Below are 21,025 nucleotides of genomic sequence, written 5' to 3'. Positions count from 1 at the left end.
ATCCGTGTTCCGCCATCGGGCCGGCAGGCGTACCTGCCGGCCCGATGCGTCGTCAGACGAACAGGAAGTTGCCGTGATCGAGCGTCGCCGAATTCACATTCTTCAGCAGGATGGAATCGGCCGAGGTGAGCTGGATCAGCGTGTCGGAGCCCGATTGCGAAATCTGGAGGTGGCTGTAGTCGGCCACCAGTGATTTCAGGATTTCGATCGTGTCGTGGTTGGACGCGGTTCCGGCGTGGAAGCTCTTGATCTGGTCGTTGCCGCCGTCGAACATGACGGTAGTCGTGCCCGGTGCGGAGGAGAAGACGTCGTTGCCGGTGCCGCCGGCCAGCGTCAGTCCCGCAGTCACGGCCGTGACGGTGTGGGTGCCGTCGGTGTTGAGGACGTCGATCGAGAGCAGCGAGCCGCTGGTATTGTAGCTGTCGTGTTCGACGGCGCCCGGCAGGCCGGAGACCTTGAACTTGAAGACATCCGTCGTTCCGTCGGCGTTGTTGAGGGTCTCGGTCGTCTTGACCCCGGTAGAGTCGTAGACATCGGTGACCTTGCTGCCGTCCGACTTGATGACTTGCGTGTAGTCGAGCGTGCCGTCTGCGTGCGAACGGATCAGCGACGTCATCTTGCCCGCAGCGTCGATGTGCTGCTGCTCCGTGACGTAGCTCTTGCCGGTGATGTTGTAGATCGTGTTGTCGTGCGAGCCGTCGGTGTTGTTGGCATAAACCGCGGTCTTGACGCCCGACGTGTACACCGTCGTCGAGTTCGAGCCGTCTTTGTTCAGCACGTAGTCGCTGGTCAGGCTGCCGCTGCTGTCGAACAGCTTCGTCTCCTTGGAGCCGTCGGCGTTGACGACGTAGATCGAAGCGTTCAACCCGTTCGCGTAGTTCGTGGTCGTGACGTCGCCGCCCGCTGTCTTGTGGATCTCCTGGCTCAGGGCTCCCGACGAATCATAATTGTCCGTCGTGGTCGAGCCATCGGTTGAGTTGAGGATCTCGCTGGTCTTGTGGCCGGTGCTGTCATAGAGGTCGGTGACCTTGCTGCCGTCGCTGTTGATCACCTGCTTGTAGGCGAGCGTGTCATCGGCATGGAGGCGGGTCAGGGTCGTGAGCGTGCCGGCCGCGGTGAGGTGCTGGATCTCGGTCGTGTAGCTCTGGCCCGTGATGTTGTAGAAGGAGTTGTCATGGCTGCCGTCAACATTGGTGACATAGAGCTTGGTCTTGACGCCGGCCGAATAGACCGTGTTCGAGGACGAGCCATCCTTGTTCTGGACCAGGTCGCTGGCGATCTTTCCGCTGGAATCGTACAGCTTGGTGTCCTTTGACCCGTCGGCGTTGACGACGTAGACCGACGCCAGCAGCGAGCCATTGTAGTTGGTCGTGGTGGTGTTGCCGGAACTCGTCGTGACGATCTCCTGTTTCAGTGCTCCGGACGCCGCGTCATAGATGTCGGTCGTCGTGGCCGACGACGTGACGGTGACGACGGAGATCTTGTGACCCGTGGAGTCGTACTGGGTCGTGACCTTGCTGCCGTCGCTGTTCAGCACCTGGCTATAGGCCATCGTGCCGTCGGCGTGGGTGCGGCTGACCAGCAGCAGCTTTCCGCTCGGGTCGATGTGGTCGTGCTCGGTCGTGTAGGACTGGCCGGTGATGTTGTAATAGTAGTTGTCGCGGCTGCCGTCGGCGTTGGTGACGTAGGCCTTGGTCTTGACACCGGCCGTGTAGACCGTGTTCGAGGACGAGCCGTCCGTGTTCTGAACCAGGTCCCCCGAGATGATGCCGTTGGAGTCGTAGAGCTTCGATTCCTTCGAGCCGTCGGCGTTCACCACGTAGACCGATACCAGCAGCGAGCCGTTATAGTTGGTCGTTGTCACGTTGCCGGAGGTCGTCTGCACGACCGTCTGCTTGAGGACGCCGGCGGTGGTGTAGAAATCGGTCGTGGTGGCCGTCGACGTCGTGGTGACGACCGAGGTCTTGTGACCCGTGGAGTCGTACTGGGTCGTAACCTTGCTGCCGTCGCTGTTGAACACCTGGCTGTAGGCCATGGTGCCGTCGGCATGGGTCCGGCTGACCGACAGCAGCTTGCCGCTTGCGTCGAGATGATCGTGCTCGCTGGTGTAGGACTGGCCGGTGATGTTGTAATAATAGTTGTCGAGGCTGCCGTCGGCGTTGGTGACGTAGGTCTTGGTCTTGACACCGGCCGTGTACAGTGTGTTCGAGGACGAGCCATCAGCATTCTGGATCAGGTCGCTCGCGATGATGCCTTGGGCGTCGTACAATTTCGACTCTTTTGACCCGTCGGCGTTGACGACGTAGACCGACACCAGCAACGAGCCGTTGTAGTTCGTCGTGGTGACGTTGCCGGAGGTCGTCTGCACGACCGTCTGCTTGAGGACGCCGGCCGTGGTGTAGAAATCGGTCGTGGTCGCCGACGCCGTGACGGTGATCACCGAGGTCTTGTGGCCCGTGGAGTCGTACTGGGTCGTGACCTTGCTGCCGTCGCTGTTGTAGACTTGGCTGTAGGCCATGGAGCCGTCGGCATGCGTGCGGACGACGGACAGCAGTCTTCCGCTCGCGTCGAGCTGGTCGTGCTCGGTCGTGTAGGACTGGCCGGTGATGTTGTAATAGTAGTTGTCGTGAGTGCGGTCGGCATTGGTGACATAGACCTTGGTCTTGACGCCGGCCGTGTAGAGCGTGTTCGAGGACGATCCGTCCTTGTTCTGGACGAGGTCCGCGATCAGATTGCCGCTTGCATCGTAGGTCTTGGTGTCCTTGTCGCCGATCGGCGAGACCGTGACGTCACGCACCATCTTCCCGTCGGTATAGGCGATGTTCTCCGACGAGCCGTCGGTATTGAGCGTGACCTTGCTGGTGATGACGCCGTTCGTGAAGTTGGACGTGCTGGTCGATACAAGCCTTGCCGAGGAGTCGTAGACCCTGGTCACGCTCCAGGTATCGGTCGAGTTGGTGACGGAGAACTGGTAGCCGCCCTGGATCGCCGCCAGCGCGTTGGTATAGTGCGAGATCATGTACTCCATGGTCGCGATCGAGGCGACCGGAAGCACGTGCGTGTCGGTGAGCGTGATGGTCTGAAGCGAGGTCGAGGCGTTCAGCTCGGACATCTGCGACACGATGTCCTCGGCGGTTCCGCTGACGTCGGTCACGGCGGGCGGTGTCGTGCCGCCTCCTGTCGGAGCGTCGATCTCGATGATCAGGGGATGATCCGTGATCGGAACCACGATCTGGCTGACGTCGGTGTAGGTGGCGATCGGCGAACTGCCCTTCAGCGGGTCGTAAACGTTGATCAGATGGTGGACGCTGCCGAGGTTCACCGTGACCGAACTGGTTGGGTTCGAGATCTCGGTGTCGGTGGCGTCGTTCCAGATCTTGGGTTCCGCCCAGACCACCAACTCGTAGGCGCCGTTGCTCTTGCCGAGAACCATGCTGTTCCCGGACGCCGGCAGACCGTCGAGCGTGTAGTTCAGCGAAGCCGTCGGCGTGTGGCCGCCGGTGCCGTCGTCAGCCAGGATTGTCGTCAGATTGTGGATCGCGGTCGCCGCCAGCTTCGGGGTTCCGTCGCCGTTGAACAGGCCCCAGTGCGATTCCGGATCGGTGGGGTCGTTGCTCGCCGAAGCGTCGAGCAGCTGATAGAGATAGGTGGTGCTGACGCCGTCCTTGTAGGCGTCGACCAGCGTGTTCAGGATCGACTTGGCCTGCACGTTTTCGCTGGCGCCAACATAAGGTGTATCGCTCTTGGTCGTATAGCCGGTTTCCGTGATGACGACGGGATCGCCGGGTGTGATCGACGTCGCGTTGCCGAGCAGAGCCTGGAGGGCTGCCGCGGGGGTCAGGCTGGTGCTGACATAGGCGTGGGAGTTGGCGTAGTCGGTCGCTCCCGACATATCTCCAAGTTTGGCGTAGTCGGTCGTGTCGTTGTAGCCCAGTGACAGATTGTAGACGGGGATGTCCTTGAGCGCGGCGTCGGCCTTGATTGCGTTATAGTAGGCCGCCTGGAACTGTGCCGCGGCGGAAACGCTGGAGCTGCCGTTGTAGCTGAAGCCCTGGATGTTCGCCTCGTTGAGGCCTTCCAGCGCGATGACGCTGCCGGGATGACTGGCCGCAAACTCCTTGACGGACTCGAGATAGGCTTGGAGCGCTGCGGTTCCGCCTTCTGGAACACCCGACGGAACCACGAGATCGAATTTGTATCCGTCCTTCGCGAGTCCTTCGACGATCGGTTGCGCCTCGGGGCTCGTGGCGAGTCCGCCGCGCAGTTTGGTCACCCCGAGATATTTGAGGTCGTCCTCTACGAGGGCGAGGTTGTCGTAGGCGCCCCACGAATAACCGACATGGACATTGACGCCGATGGAACTGATGAAGGTGCTCGCCGACAGGATCGTTTGATCTGGTGATGCGGTGGTCATCGGTATTTCAGAGCCTTTTCTGGAACGCGAGAGTTCGTTGCCGCCTGTGTCCGTCGTATCGGCCAATCTCTGTTTTTCGAGTTGGTGAGATCGGTAAAAATGGAAGCACCCCGGAGATTCTCTCGCCGAGACTTTCCTGCGCGACGCTCACAGCGCACGAATCTGCTTAGACTGAGCTTCATCTGTGAAGACCACGCTAATGTGCTTGCAGCATGACGTCGCGATGGCGATGCAACGACGATGTTCGAGCGATGTTGTGCCGATGCCTAATCGCAACGCATTTGCTTCTCGTGCGGGCAGATTTGTTTCCAATGTCTTGCGTCAAGCGCTGTTAGGAGTCGTAGAAACACGGATCAAGCGTCGAATGTGACACTTGGTCTTGCGCCGAAGTCGACTGGAGCCTTCCAAATTTTCCCGAGAAGCTGGCAAGCAGTGCCACGGCACTTTCGCACGCAATTTTTTTTCTTCTCTCCTGGTGTTGTGGTGGTCGCGTCGATGTCGATGAAATTTTCGTCTGCCTTCCGAACGGGCAGGGGGTGATCTTCACTGGCATTGAAGCGGGAGGTCGAACGAACGACACGATCGGACGGGCGCGCGTCGCGGAGGCGGGGCGAATATCGAGGATGTGCAACCTGGCGTTGCTTTCGCGATCCGCGTGGCAGGCTCACCCCGACCGAGGCGGCGGGGGCGCGTGAAGGCAACGTCGAGCGATGCGGCCATGCCGGGCGGAGTGTCGCAGATCCGCAACGTCAATATGTTAGGCGCGCAAAGCTATGGCGGGCAAACCGCTGGCACGGCACGAATTTTGCCGCTAAGCACTGGTTAAAGTCTCGTTGATCGAACGGAGTAGAAGGCCATTCCTATGCAGGATCCCATGTCGGGCGCCCCGAATGTCATGTTTCTGGTTGAGGTCGTGAATTGCAATGACGGGATTGCATCCTATTGCGAGACCTTGGCCACGGGGCTGCACGCCCGCGGCGTGCAGATCCACCTGGTCTCCGGCATCGTGCGGTCGGACGAGAAGTCCGAATACAAGCGCCAGAAGCTGGCGGCGGCGGTCAAGCAGTGGCACGTCGTTCCCGGACTTCGCAAGCTGCCCTCGCTGTCGATCTTCATGCAGCTCTGGAAGCTGATTCGGGAGAACGACATCACCGTGATCAACGTCCATGGGCTCGGCATGCTGATGTGGGGCAGGCTGCTCTCCCTGCTCACCGGCGCGCGCTGCGTCGCGACCTATCACCCCTCGGCGCTCGGGAACATCGAGAAGGTGCAGAATGCGCCGCAATCGACTTTCAGCCCGGTCCAGATCCTGTTCTTCAATCTTTTCTTTCCGCACACCCTCATCCTGATGTCGGAGGAATCGCTCCGGCATCTCAGGCGCTACGTCTTGTTCGGCAAGAACCGGATCGCCAAGGTGTATGGCGGCGTCGATACGGTGCATTTTCGGCCGCCGTCGGATGCCGAGCGCCGCGATGCGCGCGCGAAATTCGGGGTTGCCGAGGGTGAGTTCATGTGCCTGCTGGCGGCCCGTCTCGCCTGGGTGAAGGGCCATGATTTGCTCATCAAGGCGGCGCGCAGGATCCGCGACAGCGCCAGTCCTTCGCCCATCGACATCAAATGCTACTTCGTCGGCAGCGGCGGCGCCGAGCGCGAGAAGGAAATCAAGTCGTTTGCCTTCGCCGACGAGAAGGACAAGGACACGTTCAAGTTCCTCGGGTTCATGGGCGACGTCCGCGAAATCCTCTGGGCCGCCGATGTGTTCGCGCTGCCGAGCCGGTTCGAAGGATTCCCGCTCGGCGTCGCCGAGGCCATGGCGACGGGGCTGGTCCCGGTGCGGACCCCGGCAGGGGGCGCTTCGGATCAGATCATCGACGGCCAGACCGGCTTCATCGTGCCGTTCGAAGACGTCGACGCGCTCGTGGGGGCGCTCGAGAAGTTGGCCGATCCCGCGTTGCGCGCCGCGCTGTCGCGCAATGCTCTTGCGCGCGCCCAGCAATATTTCGGTGTCGGGCCGATGGTTGACCAGACCCTCAGGATCTACGGTTTGGCGGGCGATGCCAGCGGGAATCCGCTGGCCCATCCGATGCAGGCCTAGTTCGAACTGCGTGCCGAGGCCAGCAGATCGCCTCGCCACGTCACCAGGACGACGGCGAGCCCGGCGAAGGCGATCTTTCCCGCGAGCCAGAGCAGAGAGGCCGACGGAGCTGCCGCGAGCATGGCGATCGCGGCGGCCGCGACGGTTGCCTCCACGATCAGCAGCGCCCGCGGCGCAGCGCGGAACCGGATCAACGGGCCGCTGGCGAAGAGGATGATGAGTGCGGTGGCCAATGCCGCACTCGCGATTTGTCCGGCGACCGATATGTGCAGCAAGGCGCCGATCGAAGCGGCCGCCGATACCAGCACCAGCTGGCACGCCGCGACGACCACCAGCCTGGTGGCCGATTTGGTCAGATGCGGCACCACTGCGAGCGTGGCCTGAAGGTGAATGTGGAGGAAGTAGAAGACCGCCGCGATCGGCGCTGCGTTGAGAAAATCGACCAGCAGATCGGCCGGGACGAACAGATGCGCCGCATCGGGCAGAAGGCCGATCAGCCCCCCCAGCATCACGATCGTCGCGCAGAGGATGAAGTCGAGCATGCGGGCGGTTGCTCTGCGCGCCTCTCCGTCGACGTCGCGCTCGAACTGCACGACGACATTGGGGTAGCTGACGGTGTGAATGGCGGTCACCAGAACGGAGAACGGCCGCTGCAGGAGGTCGATCGCCATCGAAAAACCGGCGGCTCCCGTCGACGTCCGTCCGAGTGTGGCGATCACGATCAGGCGCAAGGTGACGGGGACGGAGAGATGGATGACGGAGGCGGCCGCGGCCATGATGCCGTATCGGCAGAAATTGCGCCAATCCGTCAGCAGGGCGTGTCGCGACGCCCGCTGTAGCGAGGTGCGATGCACGATCAGGCTCACCAGAAGCGCCGCGCCGTAGCCCGCGGCGATGCCGCACAGCGTCGCCGCCGCGGTGCCGTAGAGCAGCGCCGCCGTGACGGCGCCGGCCAGGAGCACGCTGGCGCGCAGGATCAGGAGGACGGATGCGGTCGCCAGCCGATCGGACACGCGCACGATCATGAAGTACAGGTCGGTGGCGCCCTGTAGCACGGCCATCGCCAGCGCGAGGGCGACGACGCTTGTCTCGAGCGTGCCCACCAGCCCCGCCACGCTGCCGACGAGCAGCAGAACCAGCGCGCTGAGCAGTCCCGCGCTGAACAGCGAGAATCGCAGACGCGCCGCCTCTTCTCCGGAAGCGGCGGCCAGGAAGCGAACGCCGGCCAGTTGCAGCCATTCGAACACGAAGACGCAGAACAACTGGCTCGCCGCCAGTGCCAGCGAAAACGAGGTGTATTGGGCTGGCGAGAGGATATGGCTGACGGCGAAGATCAGAATGATCGCGGACGCACTCTGGTAGATGTAGCTGCCGAATGCGAGCAGGCTGATCATTTCTGGCTACGCGTGAAGGAAAACATGGCGGGATGATTGAAGGCCGTCGGTGGCATCTGCGTCCGCCCCCATTACGTGCGAGGCATGCCGCGGCCGCGCATGAGCTGGTCGTAGACGTTGCGATAGCCGGTGACCACGTCGTCAAAGGCCCATTTGTTGATGCCGGATTTCAATCGTCCGCTCATCTCCACGATCTGCTGGGGAGCCTCGACGATCGCCGAAATGCTCTTGGCGATCGAGTCCGGATCGGGAGACGTCAGCCAGCCGGTCAGGCCCGGCTTGATCGCCTCCTGGATGCCGCCGAACGGCGTGCCGAGCAGGGGCTTGCAGGCGGCCTGGGCATCGGCGACGACGAGCGGACTTGGATCTTCCCAGACCGAGGGGACGACCACGACGTTCACCTGTTCGTAAAACTCCTTCGGCTGCACGAAGCCGAGAAACTCGATCCGCGCATTGGGGGCGAGCCCCTTGATCTGCTTGCGCTGGCTCTCGGAGGCATGACCCGCGATGACGAGCCGGATCCGCTCCGGCGGGATCGTCGCGATGGCGCGAACCAGATTGTAGATGCCTTTTTCTTCGGTCAGTCGCCCGATGAATCCGAATGTGACGGTGCCGTCGAGCATCGCCGTCTCTTCGCTGCCGACGTCGGCCGTCGAGGCGTTTCGAATGACGATCTTCAGCGGTGTCTGCGTGAAGAGACCGAGCCCGGTATGGATGTCGAGAATGCGCTGGCTGACGCCGACGACGGCGTCCAGATGTCGCGTCGCCCCGCGGCGGCGAAAGGTCAGGATCTGGCAGCTCATGCAGCTTGCCTTGCAGGCGTGTCCGTCCGAGAAGCGCGAGCAGCGGGGGCAGGTGAGATAGTAGTCGTGAAGCGTGTGCAGGACCGGAATGCCCAGTTCCGCCGCGGTTCGCCACACCGCCGTCGTCAGGCCGGAGAGATTGTTGGAATGCAGGATGTCCGGTTTGAATGCCTTGATCCTGGCGGCGACGAGCTCCGACATCTGCTGCCAGTCCTCGATCGCGTGCCAGATGCCGCGCACGGGCGCGCTGTGCTGCTTGGCGAAGGGAAAGTAGATGTTGTGCACGGCCGCCGAGTGCACGTCGATGCCGTTGCAGGTCTCCATCTGCTGGTTCGGTGTGGAGGCAGCACGTATCACTTCCACGCTGTCGTTCTGGCCGACCAACGTCTCGGCGAGGCGACGGACGAAAGTTTCCGCGCCACCGACCACCTTCGGAGCCAACGGCGTCGGATAGAGGGATGACGTGATAAGGATCTTCATCGAAAAGGTCTGTCCAGCTATCCTGCCAAATGGCTTCGTGAAATCTCCGTTTCGGCCTATTGCCGGCTCGTTCGACTGTTATTCAAATAGACGTCCAAATATTGACCTGTCACTGAATCGGCAGAGAACCTCTCGGCAAACCCGGGCTGCGGAGGCCGGGCGAGCTTCCAGCGTGATCTCTCGTTGACGGCCTTCAGCATCAGTTCTCCCAGTCGCTTATGATCGTTGGGCTCGTAGGACCCAACCATGTTGGAAAACCCCGCGATCTCGGGAATCCCTCCTGCTGTGGAGCAAATAGTTGCCCGGCCGGCGTTGATGCTTTCGATCAACGTCCGGGGCAGCGGCTCCGGCCAGACCGAACTCACCAGGCATACGTCGATGCTGGCATAGAATTCGGCCGCCTTTGCAAAGCCAAGCCATTCGACGTTCCTCCCGCTGCGGCTTTTGAGCCCCCGGACGTAATCCTCAAGCCCCTTTCCGGCAATTTTCAGTTGCCATCCCTGGTCGGGGAGCTGCTCGGCGGCTTTTAGTACCACTTCGATACCTTTTTCCGCCTCGAGCCGGCCGATGAACCCGAATATCAGGTCATCCGAGCTCGAGGGAGGTGAGGGTACTACGGAGCTTGGATCGGCGATGTTGAAGATGACCCTGCCATCGGTGCCCGGGAAGTATTTCAGCCTGGTATGCTGGTCGAGCACGAACTGGCTGTTCGAGACCACCGCATCGACCATGCGCGAGGCCAGCAGATAGGGAGACGTCATGGCCGCGCAGAGGGTGCAGCGCTGCGCACATGTCGCGTCTCCGCGAAACAACGTCGAGCGTTTGCAGAGCAGGGAATAGTCGCGCAAGGTGTGCACGATCCGGATGTTGCGCCGCCTGGCTTCCGCCCACAACGAGACCGAAAATCCGGTGAGGTTGTTGGTGTGGACGACCTCGGGTTTTTCGAGATCGAGAATCTCGGCGAAGCGCGCCGCGGACTTGCGATTCCACGTGTCCTGGAGATGCCACTTCAGGCGCTGGACCGAGGAGGGCTTCCTGTCGTTGCCGAACGGCCAGTAGTCGTTGTCCAGCGGCACCCGGTAGATGCGCACGCCCCTGAGCTCGTTGACGGTGCGATCCCGCTTGTTCTGAAGGCAGACCACGGCAACCTGGTGGCCGCGCTGAACCAGCGCCTCCGCGAGCAGCGACACAGACACTTCGGCGCCGCCGATGATTTCGGGCGGATAGAGCGTGTTAACGATCAGTATCTTCAAGGATAGCCCCGGATTGCGCAGTCCGCCGCAGCGTCAGTTCGATGGCCGAATCTCGAAATCCGGCACGGCCGTGCCCTTGACACTGACAAGCAGGGGCGTCGTCGATAACGCCGTCCAGGCGCCGGCGGCAGGGCCCGGTGCTTGCTGACATACATAGCTGATCTCGGCATTCGGTTCCGCATTTTTTAATCGAACTTCGAAGCGCTTCGACGGATTCTCCGACCAGAGCGCCACTTTCGTCTCGGATCCGCTGTCGCTGCGGATCTGCACGACGCCCGGCATCGGCGTGGTTCGCGCCGCCTTCAGGCTCGTGCGGATGAAGGCCCAGCTTTCGCGAATGGAACACACCGCGGGCTTCGGCGAATTGTCGAAATGATAGATGCCGAAATTGTCCTCGAGTTCGCCGGGCTTCGTCCCGCTGTCCTTGAGCTCGTAGAGCCATATCCCCTTGAGCCAGGGACCCGCGGTCGATGACCAGAGGATGATCTGCGCCATGTTGTCGGCCGAGAGCTGCTCGTTCACGCCGCATTTCGCGGTCGGGGTCGGCCAGCCCGTTTCGGTCAGGTAGATCGGATAGTTCGGATTGCCGGTCGCCTGTGCGACGCGTTGATGAAAATTTTCCAACCGCTCGATCGCCTCAGCCGCGGTGCGCCCGGCCGGCGGCAGGCAATGGTTGTAGATGTGAATGGACATGCCGTCGGCGATGCGAGGCAGGTCGGTCTTCAGCAGGGCGTCGGTCCATTTCCAGCCCGGATCGTCGCCGAGTGCGCCCACCACGAAGGGCGCAGAAGGCGCCGCCTGCTTGACCGCCGGCTGCACCAAACGGGCAAGCGTCACGTAATTTTCGACCGTGAATTGCGGCTCTGCGCGCGCTCGGAGATTGTACTCGTTCCACAATTCGAAGACGGGCTGCCGCGCTGCGACCGCTTGCGCGGCCGCCGCAGCATAGGTGACGAATCTCTGGCGCGCTTCGTCGGTCGTCGGCGGATCGGAGTTCGGGACGAGGTGATGGCCGGCTCCGAGGATGAGCAGAGGAATTCCGACGCCGGACCTGATCTGGGTCTCGAGGCGGCCGTTCAGGGCGTTGAAGCCGAGCCGCTTGCCGGGCAACTCGAAATCCGACCAGGGGAAGTCGTCCCGGAACGCGGTGACCCCGAGCTCCTTCATCTGCTTGATGGCCGTCGCAGGTACGTAACCGCGAGCGCTGGTGACGCCGCCCAGGCCCTGGTGCGTACCGACGCCCAGCAGGAAACGTTGGTCGAGCGGTTGCGCGGTCTGCGCGTTCGCAGGATATGAGAGGCCGGTCGCGGCGCAGAGACCGCACATCAGCATCCGGAAACGACGCAAGGCTCGTTTCCTCTTTGGCTCCGTCACGCTCGTATCCACTCCTGCTCGCGTCAACTCGACAAGGCTAATCCTCTTCTGTGGCCCGAATTGGGTGAGGCGACCTTGTCCGCGCGCCCCCACGGAGCGCGCCGAGTTGGGCTATTTGGAGTTCACGATCACCGTGCTGATGTTGTCCGCATTCGTGGTCGCCGCGTTCAGCGGGTTCATCAGCTTGACGAATTCGGTCGACGGCGATTCCGCCACCGAAATCACGTCATGATCGCGCATCCTGAACGTATCCGCCTGGAACCAGCCGTCGGGCTTGCTCATGTCGAACTTGTAGACGGCGGGGATCGTCTTGGTCGGGAACTGGGATACTTCGACCCCGATACGCTCCAGGAGCGGCTTCGGCTCGAAACGGTAGACGTAGATGGACTTGGAATCCGCACGGTTGCCGTCGAGGCCGCCCGCCTTCGCGATGGCTTCAGCCAGCGACATGTTGTCGTTCTCGAACGAGAAGCGGCGATTGTTGGTGCCGCCGATCGATCCCGGCGACGGCGTCGAACCGAACACCATGTAGACGCGCGGAATGCGGGTCAGGAAGACGACGTCGCCCGGCGCGAGCAGGACGTCCTCGCCGGGGTGGTGCACCACGGTCGACATCGACTCATTGTAGGTGCGGCCCTCGCGCTTGATCGTGATCGTACTCTCGTAGGAAGGGTATTTCGGGCCGCCGGCGCGCGCGATCGCGCCCATCAGGCGAATGCCGCCGGGGTCGACCGGAAAGCGGAGCGGCGAGTTGACCTCGCCGAGCACGCTGATCTGGTTGCCGCGCTGCTCGGCCACGCTCACGACCGCCTGCGGATCGATGGCGCGGTCCTTGAGGCGCTCGCGGATGATGTTCGACACGGCGCGCGGCGTCAGCCCGGCGACCTTGATCGATCCGGCGTAGGGAATGTTGATGTTGCCGGACTGGTCGACCTGCTGACGCGGAATGTCGACGAAGTTACCCGGCCGGACGCCCGCTTCGCGCGGAATGAACAGGCCGCCCGCCTGCGCTTCGTACACGGTTACGGTGACGATGTCGCCGATGCCGATCGTGACGTCGCGATAATTGCCGCCGGGAAGACGCGAGAACACCATCCCGGAGGAATCGGTGAAGGCGTTGGTCGCCTGAACGATCGCCGGATTGACCGGCATCAGGGCATAGGCGAGCGGTGCGGTCGGCTCGGTGACCAGCGCAGCGTTGGTCTGCGTGGCAACGGCATCCGGAGAGTCCAGAGGGATGAAGCCCGCGCAACCCGCCAGCGAGATGCCGACAGCAGCCAGCGCCAGGATTCGACTAATCCCGAAATCAAAAGAAAAACGTTCGGTCTTAGCCACCACCATTCCCTCGTACTCATTTAAAATCGGAATCACCGTACCAACCATCGTGCGGGTGAGTCACTGCTGCCTCTTCGACTTTATGGTAAAGCACTTATGGCTGTGACCTTATTGCAACTTGTGAACCGAGATACACGTCGGAATCGCTGTGCAAAATTTGTGCGCGACGTACTCTTTTATAAGCAGTTCGCAAACTAGACATACACGTGTCCGATCGATGTCACGATTGAGGCCGCGGCTGAACTAGTGAGCTGCGGCGCGGAGATGGAATTGCATCGTCGCGAGATGAGATCGCCTAAACTTCAAGTCTTGGATCCGATTTTGAGTGACTCTGCGTTGTGTTTTCGTCGTCCTGCGGCGGGCACGGAGCCTGAGCGGACGCCCTCGCCGGGTGATCGCACCGATATTTCTGCGGCGGGATTCCACCTCCGTTAACGCTTAGATTCGGAAGCTGGCCGCGCGCTGGCGTCCGTAAGGTCTTCCTAATCCTGATCCGCCTAGTTGTCGGTCAAACCAAAAGGGAAGGCGAAGACAATGTTGCACACCGGATCACTGCTGTTCGCAGCCGGCTTTCTCACCTGCGCGATGATGGTCGCCTCCGCAATTGCTTGGTCGTTCTCCGACAACCGTGTGAGTGACGGCGAGTTCGCGCAGGGCGATGCCCGCCGGATGGCTTGATCGCACGGCCGCTACGACCGAAGATTGTTCGGGAAGTCGGATTGCAGCTTCGCCTGCTGCCCGGATTCGCTTGTCCGCACGTGCAGGACGTCGGCATAGACCTGGCTCAGGGTGCGGTGTGTCTGCTCGATGTCGTAGAGGCGGCTGAAGCGCTCATATCCGGCCCGGCCGACCGCAGGCAGGTCCAGCCGGCTTGCGCGCTGAAAACCTTCAACCAGCTTTTCCGCCGAGACCTCGTCGCACAGCACACCCGTCGCATTGTCTTCGACGATTTCCGGCAGGGCGCCGATGCGGAAGGCGATGATCGGCTTGGCCGCCCGCATGGCCTCGATCGCCACCAGGCCAAACGCCTCCCAGCGTGACGGAATTGCGACCATGTCGGCCTGGTCGAGCTCGGCCTCGATCTGGTTGCGGTTCATCCAGCCCAGGAAGGAAACGTTGGCCGGCAGATCGCTTTGGCGGAATTTGCTGACGACCGACGCGCCGATCAGGCGCACATCCAGCGTGTTTCCGAGCGCGCGGGCCGCCTCGATGAGGAGATCATACCCCTTCTGGCGGTCGAGGCGTCCGATGAAGAGGACCTTGATCTTCTCCGATCGCCACGGCGCTGCGCGCGTGTCGAGCACGGGCCGCTGCTTGGAAATCCCGTTGTGCACAAGAACGAGGCGGTTCGCCGCGATCCCGACCTGCATCGCATCGGTCCGCTCGCTTTCCGAGATGCACACGATGCGGTGGGTGAATTTCGACAGCACGAGCTCGGTGAACTTCGTGACTTCGCGGCTGAGGCGGCCGGTCTCGCGGCCGAAGGCCCATCCGTGCGGGCAATAGACGATGCGTGAACGCCGATAGGTCAGCCAGAGCACCGGGCGCACTACGAGCCCGGCGAAGGACGAGTGAAGATGGATGACGTCGGGCCGAAACTCCCGGACCGCACGCATGGTCGCAGACAGCATGCGAAACAGGCCGACCGCGTTGCGGCCGTCGCGCGGAAACGTGGTGATGGCATCATCCTCGATGTTCACCAGATCGCTGCGATGATCGGACGGGACGACATAGTTGACGTTGCCGCGCCCGAAGCTCGCGCATTGATGCGGATGCAGCTCGTTGAGGTAGGTCGCGATGCCGCCTCTGACCGTTTCGGCGACATGCAGGACTTTCAGGCCGCTGGACAACGGTCATTCCTTTCTTGGCTTGCAGGCGCCGGATATTGCAGGCGCGCGTCTAACGTCTCGAAGCAGCAATATTTGGGCCGCGTCATTGTGTCTGACGGCTGGATGCGGCGTGGGGAGCGGGTTTGGCGAGGAATTCGAGCATCGCTGCGGCGGACTTGGCCCAGGAATATGTCGCCAGTCGCCTCTGCTGCTTCTCCTGTTCCGCCGGCGAGATCCGGCCGAGTGCAATTCTTTCGTGCATTCGTGCCGAAAGCTCGCCCGCGTTGAGGGGGTCGAAATAAACGGCCGCGTCGTCGCAAGTTTCGCGCACGGCTGCGGCCGAACTCGCGATCACCGGGCAGGCGAAGTACATCGCCTCCAGGGGAGGTATGCCGAAGCCCTCGTAGAGGCTGGGAAAAACGAACGCGGCAGCTCGAGCGAACAGCGCCGCGATCTCCTCGTCCTTGAGGCGCCCGGCGACGACGACGCCGGTTCTCGATTCCATGGCGTTGCCGCCAAAGACCTTGCTGTTGTCGCCTCCGACCACGACCAGCGGAAAATCCGCGCGGCCAAGCCGCTCGGCGGCGCGAATGGCGGTGTCGACATTCTTGTTCTTCGTCATCGAGCCGACGAAGAGGAAGAACCCGTAGGGCGCAAGATGCAGCTTTTCGATGATCGAGAAATCGGGCACGACGGTGGCGAAGTGCTCTGCGCTGTTGGGGATGACGGGGATCGACGCAGGATCAAGCGACAGCGCCTCGGCAAGTTCGTTGCGCGAAAACGTGGAAACTGTTGCGATCGTTGCTGTGCGTGCCAGCAAATGGCCGAGCGTCCGATGCAGGGCGAGGTAGCGCCAGCTGAAGAAGTCCGGACGTTTGAAAACCTGCGCATCGTGAATCACGACCAGGTGGTCGCGATGAAGCACGGGGCCGGAATTGGCGAGGCTGATGAGGCGCGTGCCGGCGGCCGCGCGTGCCAGATCGATCTGGTCCCACGCGTGCCCCTGCAACGATCCGACCTGCCTGACGTTGATACGGCGAAGACCGGGGAGCGGCTGCGCGTTCAGCGGCGACAGCACTTGCCACTCTGCGTCCAGGAGTTGTCGCGGAGCCTCTCCGCTCGCCAGCAAACGGTCCATCGCCTTGACGATTTCGGCGGCATAGCGCTGCACGCCGGTTAGCGACTGTGACAGGAACCTGCCATTGATGGAGAGTTTCAAAGCCGATCTTTTTCTTCGTGAGTGTCTTGTTTTTCGTGGGTGTCTTACGGTGGGTATCCTGCGCGAACGTTGCCTCAAGACTGAGCATTCGCGCCGAATATACGATCTATGCGGTGTAACACATGTGGAGCTATCGTCCGAGCATCCTCGCAGGCGGATAGCATGCGAGGATGCATGGCGCCATCATGTTTCCTACACATTTCGATGCGCTTACATGAGCGCCTGATTTGACGATTGTCGTGATCGTCCGAACCTTGCCTCTCATGTCCTGGTCTGGCATTGCATTCGCGGAATCAACGAGGTGACAAATTTGCGGCCAGTGATCGTTACCGGTGCTGCCGGCTTTATCGGAATGCACGTTTGTGAACGGCTGTTGGCGCGTGGCGAGCAGGTCGTTGGCATCGATGCGCTCACTCCGTATTATGATCCCGCGCTGAAACGTGCACGCCTTGCAACGCTCGAGCACCGTCCGGGGTTCAGCTTCCACGAGATCGATCTTGCGGACTTCGCCGCGGTGACGCGCGTTTTCGACGAGGTCTCGCCCGATCGCGTCGTGCATCTGGCGGCGCAACCCGGCGTGCGTGCGTCGATCGACGATCCCATCACCAGCATCCGCGCCAATTGCGACGGCTTCGTCACCGTGCTCGAGGCCGGGCGGCGCCATGGTGTGGCGCATCTCGTCTACGCTTCGTCGAGCTCCGTCTACGGCGCCAACCGCACCCTGCCGTATTCGACCGAGCATTCGGTGAACCATCCGGTCAGCCTTTACGCCGCGAGCAAGAAGGCCAACGAATTGATGGCGCACACCTACGCGCATGTTCACAAGCTGCCGGTGACCGGTCTGCGCTTCTTCACCGTCTACGGTCCGTGGGGCCGGCCCGACATGGCCGCCTGGCTGTTCACGCGCGCGATCTTCGCCAATGAGCCAATCAAGATCTTCAATAATGGCGACATGTGGCGCGACTTCACCTATGTCGACGACATCGTCGAGGGCGTCATCCGCACCCTCGACCGGCCCGCGACGCCGAATCCCGCGTGGAACGCGGAAGCGCCGGAAAACTCGACGAGCTATGCGCCGTATCGCGTCTACAACATCGGCAACAACCGGTCGGTCAATCTGATCGAGTTCGTCGAGACGCTGGAGAAGATCATCGGCAAGCCGGCGATCCGCAAGCTGCTGCCGATGCAGGCCGGCGACGTCCTGGAGACGCGCGCCGACATTTCCGCGCTCCAGCGCGACGTCGGTTTCGCGCCTTCGACGCCGCTTGCGGAGGGTCTCGGCCGCTTCGTCGAGTGGTATCGAAAGTACCACGGCGTGTAACCCCGCGATCGCGCCAACACCGTGTTCCGCATCCGGACCGATGGTTAAGTGCAGCGCACCGGTCGCATATGTCGACTGCACATGCGGCGCGTTTTGGGAAATGTCCGCCGTTGCCCCGCGCAAGGCGGTGAAGGTTTGTTCGACAGGTGATGCAGGCTGCCCTAATGTTGGGCGTGCGGTCGGATAGAGAATTGGTCTAGGGTGTTCAGTGGAGCATCCGTCTTCAACGGAAAGAGTCTTTCATGCGAATCGCGATGATCGGAACGGGCTATGTGGGACTGGTGTCCGGGGCCTGCTTTGCGGATTTCGGTCACGACGTCACCTGCGTCGACAAGGACGAGAAGAAGATCGCGGCGCTCCATCGCGGCGAGATCCCGATCTACGAGCCCGGGCTCGACGAGCTGGTCGCGACCAACGTCAAGGCCAAGCGGCTCGACTTCACCACCGACCTGTCGAAGCCGGTCGCGGACGCCGATGCCGTCTTCATCGCGGTCGGCACGCCGTCGCGCCGCGGTGACGGCCACGCCGATCTGTCCTACGTCTACGCCGCCGCGAAAGAGATCGCGCAGTCGCTGTCGGGCTTCACCGTCGTGGTGACCAAGTCGACCGTGCCGGTCGGCACCGGCGACGAGGTCGAGCGCATCATCCGCGAAACCAATCCCAACGCCGACGTCGTCGTCGCCTCCAACCCCGAATTCCTGCGCGAGGGCGCGGCGATCCGCGACTTCAAGTTCCCGGACCGCGTCGTGGTCGGCACCTCCGACGAGCGCGCCCGCAAGGTGATGGGCGACATCTATCGCCCGCTGTCGCTGAACCAGGCGCCGCTGATGTTCACGGCGCGCCGCACCGCCGAGATGATCAAATACGCTGCCAACGCGTTCCTCGCGACCAAGATCACCTTCATCAACGAGATCGCGGACCTTTCCGAAAAGGTCGGGGCCAACGTGCAGGAGGTCGCGCGCGGCATTGGCCTGGACAACCGCATCGGCACCAAGTTCCTGCATGCAGGTCCCGGCTTCGGCGGCTCGTGCTTCCCGAAGGACACCAAGGCGCTGATCAAGATCGCGCAGGACTACGACGTGTCCTTGCGCATCGTCGAATCCGTGCTGGCCGTCAACGAGAACCGCAAGCGCGCGATGGCGCGCAAGGTCAGCCAGGCGCTTGGCGGCTCGCTGCGCGGCAAGACCATCGCCGTGCTCGGCCTCACCTTCAAGCCCGACACCGACGATATGCGCGATGCGCCGTCGATCCCGCTGGTGACCGGCCTGATCGACATGGGCGCCAAGGTGAAGGCCTTCGATCCCGTCGGCATGGAGCAGGCGAAGAGTGAGCTGCCCAGCATCACCTATTGCGAGGACGCCTATTCCTGTGCGCAAGGCGCCGATGCGCTGGTTGTCGTCACCGAATGGGTGCAGTTCCGCGGCCTCGATCTCGACCGGCTGAAGAGTGTCATGGCGCAGCCCGTCGTCGTCGACCTCCGCAACATCTACAGCCCCGAAGACATGCACGCCGCCGGCTTCACCTACGAGAGCGTCGGCCGTCCGTCGTCTCAGGCCTAGTACACGAGCCGCGGGGCACTGAGCTTCGCGACCTTTCGCCCGCCTCGTCCCGAGGCGGGCGAAATCGTCTTCGATGCGATATGATCGGTCACACGAAGCGGTCGCGCCCGGCCCGTCGGCCTCGCTGCCGCTATGGAGATTGTCATGACCGACGACACGCACTCGATCCGCAGCGGCGGGCTGACCGCGACCATCAAGGCGCACGGCGCCGAAATGTGCTCGCTGAAGAGCGATGCCGGCCTCGAATTCGTCTGGCAGGCCGCACCGGCCTGGCCGCGCCACGCGCCGCTGTTGTTTCCCATCGTCGGGCGTCTCGCCAACGACGAGCTGCGGCACCGGGGCAAGACATACCGGATGACCCAGCACGGCTTTGCGCGCGACAGCCGCTTCACGTGGGCGGAGCGCGGCGAGAGCCGCTGTGTGCTCGTGCTCGAAGACAGTGAGACGACGCGCGCGCTTTACCCGTTCGCGTTCCGCCTGACGGCCACCTATGCGATCGACGACGCCGGTCTCGATCTCTCGCTCACGATCGCCAACACCGGCAAGGAAACATTGCCGGCTTCGCTCGGTGGCCATCCCGCATTCAACTGGCCGCTTGAGCCCGGCGTGTCCAAGGAAGACTATGCGCTGACCTTCGCGAACGCCGAGTCGTCGCCCGTCCGCCGTCTCGACGGCGGCTTGCTGCGCGCGGCAACGGAGCCAAGTCCCGTCAGCGGCACCGTGCTCCCCTTGTCCGAATCCCTGTTCGTCGATGACGCCATCATCTTCGATCGCATCGACAGCAATTCGGTGCTTTATGCGGCCGGGCCGAGTGCATCCAGCGGGCCCTGGCTAAAGATGTCCTGGCGCGGCTTTCGCGAGCTTGGCGTCTGGTCGAAACCATCGGGCGCGCCGTTCCTCTGCATCGAGCCATGGCGCGGCTATGCCAGCCCGGCCGGCTTCGACGGCGCGTTCAGTGACAAGCCCGGCCTGATGCATATCGCAGCCGGCGCCGAAGAGCGCTTGTCGTTCCGGATCGAGGTCGCATCGTCCTGAGATCGGTGGCCTTCAGACCTCGATCCGCGTGAGGTCCTCGCCGAGCACGACGGGACCCGAATAGTCCTGCCGGACATCCGCGAGCAGCGCGTTCAGCATGGAATCGTCGGTGCGCGGCCGGTGATGGGTCAGCGCGAGCTTCTTCACGCCGGCCTTGGCCGCGACCTTGCCGACCGTGTCGCCGCAGGCGATCGTGAATTTCGCAAGCCGGCGGAGGTGCTCGTTGTTGATCTCCGGCGTCGCGAGAAAGCAGCACTGCACCAGCAGGTCGGCTCCCTCAGCCAGTCGCTCCAGGCCGGGGCAGGGGACCGTGTCGCCGGATATCGCGATGACCTTGCCCTCCGCCTCGAAGCGGTAGCCGAGACACATCCAGCGCGCGAGGAAGGCCGGCGGCATGTCGAGGCCATCGCCATGCGAGACGAGCTCGGCGCTGATCTTCCAGCGCCCGGTGTCGAGAACCGGGCCCGGAATGATGTCGGTTGCGATGACCGGCTTCCAGCCGCCGAAGGTCGGCTCGCCCCGATCCCGCCAGGTGATGTCCTTGTCGTAGACCTGTGTGACCAGCGTGTTGACCAGCCGTTCGGTATCCGGCGGCCCATAGATGCGCAGCGCGTCCTTGCGCCCGTGCATCCATGAATTCAGCATCACATCGTAGAGGTCGCCGATGTGGTCGAAATGGTGATGGGTGAGAAAGACCGTGTTGATGGCGCCAAGCGGCACGCCGGCCTTGCTGAGCTGCACCATGACGCCGCGGCCCGCGTCGAACAGGATGTTCTCTTCGCCGAGCCTGATCAGCGTGGTCGTCGCCATGCGGCGCGGGTCCGGGCGCGGGCCGCCGGTGCCGAGCAGTATGACTTCCATGGCGCCTACTCCAGCGTCCAGATCCCCCGGGGACTCACATTAGATTTGAAGTC

The 21,025-nt window shown here is 62.6% G+C and carries 14 protein-coding genes; 5 read left to right on the top strand and 9 right to left on the bottom strand.

Translation table 11 applies throughout. The annotated features are described in order from the left end of the window. Positions 1–52: 52 nt before the first annotated feature. On the bottom strand, positions 53–4,414 hold the full coding sequence (locus AB5K84_RS35460; RefSeq protein WP_011085160.1) for a hypothetical protein: 4,362 nt from the start codon (positions 4,412–4,414) through the stop codon (positions 53–55). A gap of 874 nt (positions 4,415–5,288) precedes the next feature. Here AB5K84_RS35460 and AB5K84_RS35455 point away from each other — a divergent pair. After that, entirely contained in the window at positions 5,289–6,509 is a 1,221-nt protein-coding gene (locus AB5K84_RS35455) for a glycosyltransferase family 4 protein (RefSeq protein WP_236842196.1), read from the top strand. On the opposite strand, the gene AB5K84_RS35450 is transcribed toward AB5K84_RS35455, so the two are convergent. The 5 genes from AB5K84_RS35450 to AB5K84_RS35430 all read right to left on the bottom strand — a co-directional run bounded on the left by AB5K84_RS35450 (position 6,506) and on the right by AB5K84_RS35430 (position 13,154). Then, positions 6,506–7,903, bottom strand: coding sequence for a hypothetical protein (locus AB5K84_RS35450; RefSeq protein ID WP_011085162.1), 1,398 nt, complete (start codon positions 7,901–7,903; stop codon positions 6,506–6,508). The two genes, AB5K84_RS35455 and AB5K84_RS35450, sit on opposite strands and share 4 nt — an antisense overlap. A 71-nt stretch (positions 7,904–7,974) precedes the next feature. Then, complete coding sequence (locus AB5K84_RS35445; RefSeq protein ID WP_011085163.1) at positions 7,975–9,186, bottom strand: glycosyltransferase family 4 protein; 1,212 nt, start codon at positions 9,184–9,186, stop codon at positions 7,975–7,977. A gap of 56 nt (positions 9,187–9,242) precedes the next feature. After that, positions 9,243–10,439, bottom strand: a complete 1,197-nt coding sequence (locus AB5K84_RS35440) for a glycosyltransferase family 4 protein (RefSeq protein ID WP_038966612.1) — start codon at positions 10,437–10,439, stop codon at positions 9,243–9,245. Between the two features lie 33 nt (positions 10,440–10,472). Beyond that, positions 10,473–11,765, bottom strand: coding sequence for a hypothetical protein (locus tag AB5K84_RS35435; protein ID WP_051000322.1), 1,293 nt, complete (start codon positions 11,763–11,765; stop codon positions 10,473–10,475). Positions 11,766–11,924: 159 nt separating this feature from the next. Next, positions 11,925–13,154: a polysaccharide biosynthesis/export family protein gene (locus AB5K84_RS35430; protein ID WP_039183945.1), complete on the bottom strand. Its 1,230-nt coding sequence runs from the start codon at positions 13,152–13,154 to the stop codon at positions 11,925–11,927. A 528-nt stretch (positions 13,155–13,682) separates the two neighbouring features. Here AB5K84_RS35430 and AB5K84_RS35425 point away from each other — a divergent pair. Continuing rightward, positions 13,683–13,826, top strand: coding sequence for a hypothetical protein (locus AB5K84_RS35425; protein WP_165448142.1), 144 nt, complete (start codon positions 13,683–13,685; stop codon positions 13,824–13,826). Between the two features lie 11 nt (positions 13,827–13,837). On the opposite strand, the gene AB5K84_RS35420 is transcribed toward AB5K84_RS35425, so the two are convergent. Beyond that, entirely contained in the window at positions 13,838–14,998 is a 1,161-nt protein-coding gene (locus tag AB5K84_RS35420; protein WP_097532308.1) for a glycosyltransferase family 4 protein, read from the bottom strand. Between the two features lie 82 nt (positions 14,999–15,080). Then, positions 15,081–16,196, bottom strand: coding sequence for a glycosyltransferase family 4 protein (locus AB5K84_RS35415; protein WP_038966614.1), 1,116 nt, complete (start codon positions 16,194–16,196; stop codon positions 15,081–15,083). A 310-nt stretch (positions 16,197–16,506) separates the two neighbouring features. On the opposite strand from AB5K84_RS35415, the gene AB5K84_RS35410 reads away from it, so the two are divergent. The 3 genes from AB5K84_RS35410 (at position 16,507) to AB5K84_RS35400 (ending at position 20,111) form a co-directional block, all read left to right on the top strand. Then, positions 16,507–17,517: an NAD-dependent epimerase gene (locus AB5K84_RS35410; protein ID WP_028174325.1), complete on the top strand. Its 1,011-nt coding sequence runs from the start codon at positions 16,507–16,509 to the stop codon at positions 17,515–17,517. A 242-nt stretch (positions 17,518–17,759) separates the two neighbouring features. Next, a complete protein-coding gene (locus tag AB5K84_RS35405; RefSeq protein WP_011085170.1) occupies positions 17,760–19,076 on the top strand; it encodes a UDP-glucose dehydrogenase family protein in 1,317 nt (438 codons plus the stop codon). Between the two features lie 144 nt (positions 19,077–19,220). Further along, entirely contained in the window at positions 19,221–20,111 is an 891-nt protein-coding gene (locus AB5K84_RS35400; RefSeq protein WP_028175095.1) for an aldose 1-epimerase family protein, read from the top strand. Between the two features lie 12 nt (positions 20,112–20,123). On the opposite strand, the gene AB5K84_RS35395 is transcribed toward AB5K84_RS35400, so the two are convergent. Further along, positions 20,124–20,972, bottom strand: coding sequence for an MBL fold metallo-hydrolase (locus AB5K84_RS35395; RefSeq protein WP_011085172.1), 849 nt, complete (start codon positions 20,970–20,972; stop codon positions 20,124–20,126). Positions 20,973–21,025: the final 53 nt, after the last annotated feature.

The sequence above is a fragment of the Bradyrhizobium sp. 1200_D9_N1_1 genome (genome assembly GCF_052075915.1).
Lineage (GTDB): Bacteria > Pseudomonadota > Alphaproteobacteria > Rhizobiales > Xanthobacteraceae > Bradyrhizobium > Bradyrhizobium diazoefficiens.
Note: the sequence above shows the minus strand (reverse complement) of the source record. Positions and strands in the feature narration are given on the sequence as shown.

Excerpts from the sequence above, each read along its gene's own strand:
- AB5K84_RS35460 (WP_011085160.1), bottom strand. The coding sequence starts at position 4,414 with ATGACCACCGCATCACCAGATCAAACGATCCTGTCGGCGAGCACCTTC.
- AB5K84_RS35455 (WP_236842196.1), top strand. The coding sequence starts at position 5,289 with ATGTCGGGCGCCCCGAATGTCATGTTTCTGGTTGAGGTCGTGAATTGC.
- AB5K84_RS35450 (WP_011085162.1), bottom strand. The coding sequence starts at position 7,903 with ATGATCAGCCTGCTCGCATTCGGCAGCTACATCTACCAGAGTGCGTCC.
- AB5K84_RS35445 (WP_011085163.1), bottom strand. The coding sequence starts at position 9,186 with ATGAAGATCCTTATCACGTCATCCCTCTATCCGACGCCGTTGGCTCCG.
- AB5K84_RS35435 (WP_051000322.1), bottom strand. The coding sequence starts at position 11,765 with ATGTGCGGTCTCTGCGCCGCGACCGGCCTCTCATATCCTGCGAACGCG.
- AB5K84_RS35430 (WP_039183945.1), bottom strand. The coding sequence starts at position 13,154 with ATGGTGGTGGCTAAGACCGAACGTTTTTCTTTTGATTTCGGGATTAGT.
- AB5K84_RS35425 (WP_165448142.1), top strand. The coding sequence starts at position 13,683 with ATGTTGCACACCGGATCACTGCTGTTCGCAGCCGGCTTTCTCACCTGC.
- AB5K84_RS35405 (WP_011085170.1), top strand. The coding sequence starts at position 17,760 with ATGCGAATCGCGATGATCGGAACGGGCTATGTGGGACTGGTGTCCGGG.
- AB5K84_RS35400 (WP_028175095.1), top strand. The coding sequence starts at position 19,221 with ATGACCGACGACACGCACTCGATCCGCAGCGGCGGGCTGACCGCGACC.
- AB5K84_RS35395 (WP_011085172.1), bottom strand. The coding sequence starts at position 20,972 with ATGGAAGTCATACTGCTCGGCACCGGCGGCCCGCGCCCGGACCCGCGC.